This is a genomic window from Oleiphilus sp. HI0066, from assembly GCF_001635725.1.
Window position 1 is genome coordinate 1 of the sequence record NZ_LWFH01000464.1, and the last position, 509, is coordinate 509.

At 43.8% G+C, this 509-nt stretch carries 1 protein-coding gene; it reads left to right on the top strand.

The genetic code is table 11. The annotated features are described in order from the left end of the window. On the top strand, positions 1-509 hold a 509-nt coding region (locus tag A3738_RS06685), incomplete at both ends, for a glycosyltransferase (RefSeq protein ID WP_156504015.1).

The window sequence follows — 509 nt, forward strand, 5'->3', positions numbered from 1 at the left end:
CTGACTGGGCATAGCAAAGATGCCACTAGCAATATGCACGTCATGCATGTACATGAAGGACAAGCCATTTACTGGGCACTCATTCAAAAGCTAATATTTGGCACGCCATACATCGTCACAAGAAGAATCGACAATAAATTCAAAGATAAATGGATATCAAGCCTTGCTTACCGACAAGCATCAAATATTGTCTGTGTAAGTCATGCCGTTGAAAACATCGTCTCCAGACAATTTCCCGACGCGCGCACCAACGTCGTGAATGATTCGCCTGTTGCTTACCCAATTGATGAGCATGCTCTCGCAGCACTTCAGAGCAAATACAAAGACAAATTCATCGTTATTCAAGCTGCCAAACTCTATAAGCACAAAGGCTTTGATATCACTATCGCGGCGGCAAAGCGTCTACGAAAACAAACAGATATACACTTTTGTCTGTTAGGTGACGGTCCGGAACTCCATTATCTTGAAGCACAAGCGGATGGCGCACTCAATGTAGAATTTGTTGGTCG